Raw genomic sequence first — 5,942 nt, forward strand, 5'->3', positions numbered from 1 at the left:
CGCGCCAGCGGGACGGAGTCCTATCGCGCCGGCGGGACGGAGTCCTTAGAAAAGCCTTCTGGCCCTCCGCATTCAACGCTTTGTCCTAGTTTGAATCGAAATGACCACAAAACCATAAAAGAGAAAAGTTCAAGAGCTCAAGCCATTGAAGGGGGTGGAGAGGCCCATCTGCGAAGCGATTGATTGACCTGTTCCATCAAAGCTCGGCAGGCTACGGTTTTGCCCTGTTGCCGATCCCCAGCTTGGTCGTAAAAGACAATACCATCGGCACGAGAAAGGCCCAACGCCAAGAACAACAGCTCCAAGACCCCAAAAGAAGCGGTCTCCAGCTCCGGCGCTCGATCCTTAAGCTCTGCCAGCGTGGTGTGGGCATCTTCCAGGTGGCCGAAGGCCGGGATCCACAGATGGGTCGTCGGCTGGGATCCCTCTGAGGATGAGTCGCCAGCAGCAGGATCCTCGACCACCCGCACCGTCAGCCAGCCGCCATCGGGGTAGCGCAAGGTGGTGTATTGCAGGTGATCCAGGTGTTGAGCCACCTGGGTGAGCACATCCGCCACCTGTTGCATTGCCGCCGTCGGGATCCCGTTTTGGGGAGCAGTATCCACAAGGGTTGCGGCCTGTGCTGCCAAACTAACCACCATGATTGACAACAATCCTCATTCACATCCAGAATAGATATTCGCAGCGATTGGGGCTGTAGTTCAATTGGTTAGAGCACCGCCCTGTCACGGCGGAAGTTGCGGGTTCGAGCCCCGTCAGCCCCGTACTCTTGAGAACACTCTAGCTTAGTCGCTCCCCTGCAGCCCTCACATTTCCAGACTGATCTGATTTCTTGATTTCTGACGGTGACTGCTGCACAATGCGGCCGGCTCAGGGTTCAAGTTTCGGCGGTGGGGTATGGAAAGCCCGCCCTAAAATGGGGCTTAGTCCAGGGGAAAAACCATGCAGTATCGCAGATTTGGGCGTACCGAGCTGTCTATGCCCGTGCTGAGCTGTGGTGGCATGCGCTATCAACACAGTTGGCAAGATACTCCTTGGTCAGGGATCCCAGCGGCAAGCCAGCAGAACCTGGAGGCGACGATTCGCCGGGCCTTGGAGGTGGGCATCAACCACATCGAAACTGCCCGCGGCTATGGCACTTCTGAAATGCAGTTGGGCCGCATTTTGCCGCTCTTTCCCCGGCAAGATCTGATTGTGCAGACGAAAATTGGCCCCAGCGCCGACCCGCAGCAGTTCCTGGCCAAGTTCGAGCAATCGATGAGCTACTTGAACCTCGATTATGTGGATCTGCTGGCCATCCACGGGTTGAATACCTGGGAAGACTTGGAGCACAGCCTGCGTCCAGGGGGGTGTCTGGAGGTGTGTCAGCGCCTGGTACGGCAGGGGCGGGTGCGTTTTGTCGGCTTCTCCACCCATGGGCCGACGGAGTTGATCGTGGAAGCCATACGGTCAGGGGGCTTCGATTACGTCAACCTGCACTGGTATTTTGTCAACCAGACCAACTGGCCCGCCATTGAGGCTGCCGCTCAGCAGGATATGGGGGTATTCATCATCAGTCCCTCGGATAAGGGGGGCAGGCTTTACGATCCGCCCGCCAAGCTGGTGCAGTTGTGCCAACCCCTCAGCCCGATGGTCTTCAACGACCTGTTCTGTCTGTCCCATCCCCAGGTTCACACCCTCAGCATTGGGGCGGCCCGACCCAGCGATTTTGATGAGCACCTGCAGGCGGTGGAGTTATTGGATCGGGCTGATGAGCTGTTGCCGCCGATCCTGGCCCGCCTAGAGCAAGCTTTGATCGAGCAGGTGGGGGAACACTACGCCAAAACTTGGCACCAGGGCCTGCCTCGCTACGACCAAACCCCCGGACAAGTGAATATCCCGTTCATTCTGCTGCTGCGCAATTTGGTCTTGGCCTATGACTTGGTGGACTATGCCAAGAGCCGTTACAACCTGTTGGGCAATGCCGGCAGTTGGCTCCCCGGCCAGCGGGCAGACAAAGTGGATGCCGAAGCCCTGCGACCTTATCTTATCCACAGCCCCCACCGCGACCGGATCCCGGCTTTGTTGCAAGAAGCCCATCGCCTGCTCTCTGGAGCTGAGGTGAAGCGCCTATCTCAGAGCTAGCTTGCTCAGGGATCCCCCCGTTTGACGGTCGAGATCCGGTGGAGAAGATGATATGGCAAGGTTTACTCTTTAACCGCAGGAAAAAAAGAGTTGTCAGCTCCCGCCAGCGGCTCCTTATCTCATTTGGGTAGCTCGTGTTAGAGTCTGAGCACTTTCGGCTATCTGAGCATGCGTTGAGACGGCTGCAGCAGCGACAAGAGATCGCAAGCCAGTGGATCGAGAGAGTTCTGAGCTGCCCTGACTACGTACAAGTGGATCCCAAAGATCCTCAGCTCAAGCAAGCCTATGGTCGAATTCCGGAGTACGGCAATCGCCTCCTGAAGATTGTTTACGATGAATCAACGGATCCTTGGACAGTGGTGACTATCTTTTTTGATCGAACAATGGGGAAAAAGCTGCCATGAGACCTTTCATCGAGTTTGATCCTGATGTGGATGCTGGATATATTCGTTTGACAACAGCTCAAGTCCAAAGCTCAGAGGAGATTGCCCCTGGGGTTGTTTTGGATTTCGACAAGGAAAATCAACTGGTTGGAGTTGAGGTTCTCTCTGTTCATCGACAAATGGATAGCGACATTAAAATGCTTCCGCAAGAGATTCAAGACTACATCGTTTTATTGAGAAACTCCGTGTTGCAAGAACAGTTACTGAGTTAGATGAGAGTCTGGCAACACTAGCCCCACCGCATCTGTAGACGCAAGAGGAGTACCATTGCGATGGCCAGCCTTTTGCTGTGGCCTGTTTGGCATGGTTGTAGGTGATTGAGATAACAGTCGCCGACCTTTCGGATTGCCAACGGATGTGCCGTCACTTTTATCGAATAGGCCGCACTCTCTTGGATCTGGACGCTGCCAAAACCGTTCGGGATCAACCCACCTGGTTTGAGGCTCCATCTTAAGGTCAGGGGCAGGAACCTGTTTGCCAGCAGCCTCAATCCCCTTGGACAGAGTGCTCTCAGCCACCCAACCCCATCGCTTCAATTTGATGAATGTAGTCGGGGGGAAGCCCATGCTCTCGTGCCCCCTTCAAGATTCCTTGAAGATATCCCTCGCTTGGGATCAATGAATCATCAATGAATGAATCTCCCGCCACGTAAGTCATTGCTTCGATCACTTCACCCTCATCGCTTCGAACCTGAACCTGCTGGCGACGGTAATGACCTCCCGGAATTCCTTCATACCGATCCATCCTCTCCAGCCTGTCCGAGCTGCACAGATAGGCAACTCCCCACACAACCCCAGAGGGATCCCGGACAATGTTGGCCTTGCCGGTTCCATCGTTGCCGCGCTTGTTGAACGTCAGGCGGTATCCCTGCAAACGAGCACGCCTAGCTTCCTTGAAATCAACAGCACGGTGTCCCATCTGCTGGGCATCTAGGTTAGTATGCAAAATACCACTGCTCACTCATCTCCAGTTCCCTTGGTGTCGGGTGAACCCGCCTACCCAGAGTTACACTAAGATATTGAGCACATTAGCATCACGGGATCCCGCCCCTCCATGAGCTACTTGGTTATCGACACCGAGGGCAACCCCAACCTCAAAGAAATCGCCCTTATCGACAGCAGCGGCAAGCTTATTTACCATGCCTACACCCAAGAATACTCGCCCCACCACCCCCAGCCCAAACCTTTGGCCCAAATCGTTGCTGACCTGCGGCGCTTGGCACAAGGCAAGACTCTTGTTTTCCACCACGCAGAGCAAGACCTAAAAATCCTTAAACAAGCCTTTGAGCAAGCTAACCAAGAGTGGCTTTCTAACCCCGTTTTTTGCACTTGGCTAGCTGCCAAGGAATGTTTCCCCAACCTCCCCAGCTACAGTCTAGAGTATCTTAGCAAACATCTTAGTATCCAACTGGAGAGCGGCTATTTCAACTCCAAACTGGCCCACGACGCCAGCTACGATGCCCTCTTTACCTACCACCTCTATCGCCACCTCACCCACGCTCAGCTCAAAGCCCAGAATGTTCCCAATCCTTTCGCCAACAGCAGAGTTGACAATCCCTTTCAGCATTATCCCGACGAGACCACCATCTATCAGCCTCAGTACCAGCAGCTCACTGCCACCCTACAGGACATCCAACGGGATCCCAACCACCAGAGCCGAGGGGTTGTCTTACTGGGAGAACCTGGATCCGGCAAGACCCACCTGATCATGCGGGTGGCCCAAAACCTCCTGCGCCACAACCGTCTCCTGTTTATCCCTCAGCCCACCCATCCCGACAACATCTACCACCACATCTACAGCCACACCCTGGAATCCCTGCGCGAACGGGTAGATGCCCATCACCACACCCAGCTCGACTACTTGATTGCCAAGAGCTTTGTGGAAATCTTGAAAACCTTCCCCCAAACCTCAAAAACTGAAGAGCTTCTCTCCCTTCTCACGGCGGATCCCCTCAACCTCTTTCATTGCCTGGGAGCAGAAGGCACCGAGCGTCGTCGTCAACAATGGCAAGCCATTGAAAAACGGGTTCTGCGCTGGTGGGCAGAGCAAAACTTTCTCACCGGTTCCACCGAAAACATTCTCAAGGGCATCATCAAATACTGCAGCTACAGGGATCCCAACCGCCGTCAACAGATCATCCGCTGGCTCAGCGGTACCGACCTGGATCCCGAGGATACCGGCTTGATTGGGTTGCCCCCCTGGAGTGCAGATCTCGACCGCAACACCTTTGCTCTAGAAGGAATGAAAGTCATCGGTAGGCTCTCGCTGCTTGACCGACCTCTCATTATTGTCTTTGACCAATTGGAAGCTTTGGGCCGAGAAGAAAATCGAGATATCCTCCTCAACTTGGGCGATGCCCTGAAAGAGCTTTTTACCCGTATCCCCAACAGTCTGTTTATCCTCAATCTGTTCCCCGACCGTTGGCAACATTTCCAAACCCAATTTGACCGGGCCACCGTTGATCGTCTCTCCCAAACCGTTCTCTCCCTAGATCTCCCCTCTCTTCCCCAGCTTCAAGCCCTTCTCCAGAGCCGCCTGCCCTCAGGGATCCACCTCCAAGCTCTCTTCACCGCCGATGACCTCAGCGATATCCTCAGCCAACCCTCCATCCGCGCCATTCTCAACCGGGCCTCAGCCTACTATCGCCACTACATCAACGGGATCCCTCTCCCTCCCCAGGTGCAAGTTGTACCCACTGCCAGCAATCTAGCCGCCCGTGTCCAGCGGCTCGAAACTGAGCTGCAAACCCTCAAACAACTGCTCATCCCCCTTCTGCCTGCCCACGGCCCCTCCATCGTTCTATCTCCACCCCTTCGGGATCCCAGCCCATCTGCCGATCTTGTTGAGACGCTGGATCCCTATCTCCGCACCACTGAGGCTCAGCTCCGCGCCGCCTATCCCCAAGAGGCGATCATCGACAGCACAGCCGACATCGGCAAATTGCGCACCATCGTCAATGCCCTGCAAGGGATCCATCCTGTCCCCATGAGCACCCTGAAGCTGGGCAAACGCAAACTTCCAGATCACCTCTATTTCTCCGCCGAGAAGCGGGTGATCGCCTTTATCCAAGTGGGTCCCAGCAGCATGTATGGACAGCTCAATAACTTCAACCAATTGGTGAGTGCTCACCCTGAGCTTCAGTTTCTTTTGCTACGGGATGCCCGCCTTAAGCCTCCTTCCAAAACGGCTACCGCCACCCAAGCGGCCTTGGCCGCCCTCAACAACAGCCCCAATGGCAAGTATGCTCTGCTCACCCAAGACGACCGCATCCATCTGGAGCTTATGCACAGGATGATCACCGACATCCAAAACCGCGACCTGGAAATCGACCTGACCCAAGCCGTTCGGTATTATCTTGACCACAGGGATCCCCCC

Annotated in this window: 6 protein-coding genes and 1 tRNA gene; 5 read left to right on the top strand and 2 right to left on the bottom strand. The window is 55.1% G+C overall.

The window, feature by feature from the left end; all coding sequences use genetic code 11:
• Positions 1–137 precede the first annotated feature (137 nt).
• Positions 138–641 (bottom strand): hypothetical protein, encoded by a 504-nt coding sequence (locus tag NW815_RS10995; protein ID WP_414342275.1) that lies wholly within the window; start codon positions 639–641, stop codon positions 138–140.
• A gap of 49 nt (positions 642–690) precedes the next feature.
• On the opposite strand from NW815_RS10995, the gene NW815_RS11000 reads away from it, so the two are divergent.
• From NW815_RS11000 to NW815_RS11015, 4 genes are all read left to right on the top strand, one after another.
• Positions 691–764: transfer RNA gene (locus tag NW815_RS11000), tRNA-Asp, on the top strand.
• Positions 765–942: 178 nt separating this feature from the next.
• Complete coding sequence (locus NW815_RS11005; RefSeq protein WP_414389563.1) at positions 943–2,124, top strand: aldo/keto reductase; 1,182 nt, start codon at positions 943–945, stop codon at positions 2,122–2,124.
• Between the two features lie 134 nt (positions 2,125–2,258).
• Positions 2,259–2,528 (top strand): DUF4258 domain-containing protein, encoded by a 270-nt coding sequence (locus NW815_RS11010; protein WP_011433139.1) that lies wholly within the window; start codon positions 2,259–2,261, stop codon positions 2,526–2,528.
• Entirely contained in the window at positions 2,525–2,779 is a 255-nt protein-coding gene (locus NW815_RS11015; protein ID WP_011433140.1) for a DUF2283 domain-containing protein, read from the top strand. The genes NW815_RS11010 and NW815_RS11015 overlap by 4 nt, the downstream gene beginning before the upstream one ends.
• Positions 2,780–3,077: 298 nt before the next feature.
• On the opposite strand, the gene NW815_RS11020 is transcribed toward NW815_RS11015, so the two are convergent.
• On the bottom strand, positions 3,078–3,527 hold the full coding sequence (locus NW815_RS11020; RefSeq protein WP_414389562.1) for a gamma-glutamylcyclotransferase family protein: 450 nt from the start codon (positions 3,525–3,527) through the stop codon (positions 3,078–3,080).
• 93 nt (positions 3,528–3,620) lie between these two features.
• Here NW815_RS11020 and NW815_RS11025 point away from each other — a divergent pair.
• A partial coding sequence (locus NW815_RS11025) for an AAA family ATPase (protein ID WP_414416008.1) occupies positions 3,621–5,942 on the top strand: 2,322 nt, incomplete at its 3' end.

The sequence above is a fragment of the Synechococcus sp. R6-7 genome, from assembly GCF_047461695.1.
In the GTDB taxonomy this organism is placed as follows: Bacteria; Cyanobacteriota; Cyanobacteriia; order Thermostichales; family Thermostichaceae; genus Thermostichus.

What these genes read in the sequence shown, in the direction of transcription:
- NW815_RS10995 (WP_414342275.1), bottom strand. Translation starts at nt 641, where the DNA reads ATGGTGGTTAGTTTGGCAGCACAGGCCGCAACCCTTGTGGATACTGCT.
- NW815_RS11005 (WP_414389563.1), top strand. Translation starts at nt 943, where the DNA reads ATGCAGTATCGCAGATTTGGGCGTACCGAGCTGTCTATGCCCGTGCTG.
- NW815_RS11015 (WP_011433140.1), top strand. Translation starts at nt 2,525, where the DNA reads ATGAGACCTTTCATCGAGTTTGATCCTGATGTGGATGCTGGATATATT.